The organism is Pseudarthrobacter sp. fls2-241-R2A-127, from assembly GCF_030209355.1.
In the GTDB taxonomy this organism is placed as follows: Bacteria; Actinomycetota; Actinomycetes; order Actinomycetales; family Micrococcaceae; genus Arthrobacter.
On the sequence record NZ_JARVSF010000055.1, the window covers coordinates 1 to 2,657 of the forward strand.

At 66.9% G+C, this 2,657-nt stretch carries 2 protein-coding genes; both read right to left on the bottom strand.

All coding sequences use genetic code 11. From position 1 onward, the window contains the following. Nucleotides 1-133: 133 nt before the first annotated feature. Nucleotides 134-922: an IS21-like element helper ATPase IstB gene (gene istB, locus QRN53_RS21515; RefSeq protein ID WP_285245843.1), complete on the bottom strand. Its 789-nt coding sequence runs from the start codon at nucleotides 920-922 to the stop codon at nucleotides 134-136. Beyond that, complete coding sequence (istA, locus tag QRN53_RS21520) at nucleotides 919-2,463, bottom strand: IS21 family transposase (protein WP_285245844.1); 1,545 nt, start codon at nucleotides 2,461-2,463, stop codon at nucleotides 919-921. The genes istB and istA overlap by 4 nt, the downstream gene beginning before the upstream one ends. Nucleotides 2,464-2,657: the final 194 nt, after the last annotated feature.

Sequence of the window (2,657 nt, forward strand, 5' to 3'; positions counted from 1 at the left end):
TGTCAATGGCCATTTGTTTCTGCCCACGGGCGGCCAGTTGATTTGCCCGCTGGTGGCCAGTAAAACTGCCCGGTGATGGCCAACAGATCTGCCCACTGAGTGGTTCGGCGGGGTTGGCCATCGTTTGGGTTGGTTAGTTCAGGCGGGTTACTCCTTTTCCTGCGAGGGCTTGGGTGAGGCGGACCGAATCACCGCTGGTCTGGCAGACGTGGGCGTGGTGGAGGAGCCGGTCAACGGTGGCGGTGGCGAGGGTTTTGGGCATGAGCTCGTCGAAGCCGGCGGGGTGGAGGTTGGAGCTGATCGCGACGGAGCGTTTCTCGTAGGCTGCGTCCACGACCCGGTAGAGGCCTTCGGCGGCGTCCGTGGCCACTGGTAACAGGCCAATATCGTCAATGACCACGAGCTCGGCGCGGAGGATCCGGGCGACGGCCCGGGTGACGCTGTCGTCGGTGCGGTGGGCGCGGATGAGGACGCCGAGGTCCTCGAGCCTGAACCAGGCGACCCGCATCCCGGCTTCGACGGCCTGCTGGCCGAGGGCTTCGAGGAAGAACGTCTTGCCGGTTCCGGAAGGTCCGCAGACGACCAGGTTTTCCCTGCGGCTGATCCATTCCAAGGTCCGTAGTGCTTGCTGGGTCGGTGCCGGGATGGAGGACGCTGCAGGGTCCCATGCGTCGAAGGTCTTCCCGGTCGGGAACCCTGCTGCTTTGCGTCGGGAGGCGAGCATGGACCGGGCCCTGCCGGCGGCTTCTTCAGTGAAGAGGGCTTTGATGACCTCGGCTGGTTCCCAGCGCTGGGCTCGGGCGGTCGCGATCAGGTCCGGGGCCAGTGCCCGGGCGTGGGGCATTTTCAGGGACCGCATCAGGGCCTCCAGGTCCGCCGGCAGCGGCGGAGCGGCGGTGTTAGTCGTGGTGACTGGGCTCATCGGGCCTCCTCCGTGGCGGTGTTCTTGGCGGTGGTGTTTAGGGCGGGGTTGCCGATCGCGGCCCACGCTCCGGTGCCCTGGGTCAGTGAGGTCGCTTCGTTGGCTGTGTGGGTGGTGGTGCGGCGGATGTTGGCGTTCAGGATCGAGGCGAGGTCCGGGTGCGCGAAGCGGCCGTGGAGCGCGGCGTCGCCGAGGGCGCGGTCGACCTGGTCGGTGCCGGCGATTTTAGCCAGGGTGACGGCTTCTGCCATCTTCACGTTCATCCGTGCCGTTCCGGCCGCGGCGGCCTCGATCAGCCAGGTTCGGGCGCCTTCGCCGATCGCCAGGAAGGCTGCCTCGTCGGCGCTGCGGGCCCTGACCTCGTAGTCGCCGGGCACCCTGGTCCTGGTGTCTGGGAAGTGGTCATCGTTGATGGCCGGGCTGCCGGGCCGTGCGCGGTCGTGGCGGGCGACTTCGACCGGACCACCGGTGCCGTGGTGGACGATGATGACCTGCTCGGCGGGCCCGGTCCCGTGGGTGCGGACGAACACGCGGGCTCCGAGCAGGTGCGCCGGGACGGAGTATTGGGCGTTTTCAAAGGTGACCATCGGGCTGTTCTCCGGAACGGTGCGGGCGAGGCCGAACGCGACCGTGTGGGCGGTCTCCGGGATCCGGTGCAGCCTGGGGGCTTCCTCGGCGAGCATAGCCGCGGGTTTGCGGCGCGTCGTCCGGTGTTCCCGGTTGTTGACCTCGTCCATGAACGCCTGGCAGGCGGTTTCGAGTTCGGCGAAGGTGGCGTATTCGCCGCGGAGGTTGGTGTCTTTGGGCACGATGTCGGCCTTGGCGAGCTTCACCGATGCTTCCACGCCGCCCTTGGTGGCCGGGTCCGCAGGCTGGCAGGTCAGCACGGTCACCCCGTAGTGCCGGGCGAAGTCCAGGGTCTGCTGGTTCCGGACCGGGACGCCGGCAACATGGGCGGTGGTGACAGTCTTCTCGTTGTCCGTCAGCACATACGTCGGTGCACCGCCGAGAATCCGGAAACACCGGTCCAGGGCCGCGAACACGCTCGGCGCGGTCCGGTCCTTTAGCGGGATCACGATGCGGAAGCGGGAGAACGCCAGCCAGGCAACGAACAGGATGGTCTTCACCCCGCCGATCCGGGGCCCTTCGCCGAAGTCGTACTGCAACCACATCCCGGGCTCGGTAATCCAGGGCCGGTGGACGCGGGTGTGGCCCAGCCGCCACGCGGCCTTGACCTGGGCAATCGCGCGGCGGGTGGACCGCTCCGATCCGGTGTAGCCCAGAGCGAGCAGCTTTTCGTGGGCCTTATCGGCCCGGATCCGGCCTTTGGATCCGTCGATCCATTCCTCGATCTTGGGCAGGTAAGGGTCGGTGACCCGGCCCCGGACCTGCGGTTCGCCGATCGGCCTGCCGGCATCCCGGGCGGCGACGTGTTTGGCAACTGTGTGGTGCGAGCAGCCCGTGAGCTCCGCGGTGGCGCGCAACGATCCGGTCAGATCGTAGGCAGCAAGAATTTCCATGATTTCTCCGTCAGACTTCATACAGGGCCTCTTCCTGGTTCGCTTGGTGCGCTTAGACACCGTCATCAAACCCCAGGGAGAGGCCCCCACCGCTTAAGGCGCGGTCGGTTCAGTAAGGACGTGGGCAGATCTCATGGCCACCTGCGGGCAGTTTTACTGGCCGTCAGTGGGCACTTTCGTGGCCGCCTATGGGCAGTTTTTCATGGCCGCTAACA

Excerpts from the sequence above, each read along its gene's own strand:
- istB (WP_285245843.1), bottom strand. The coding sequence starts at position 922 with ATGAGCCCAGTCACCACGACTAACACCGCCGCTCCGCCGCTGCCGGCG.
- istA (WP_285245844.1), bottom strand. The coding sequence starts at position 2,463 with ATGAAGTCTGACGGAGAAATCATGGAAATTCTTGCTGCCTACGATCTG.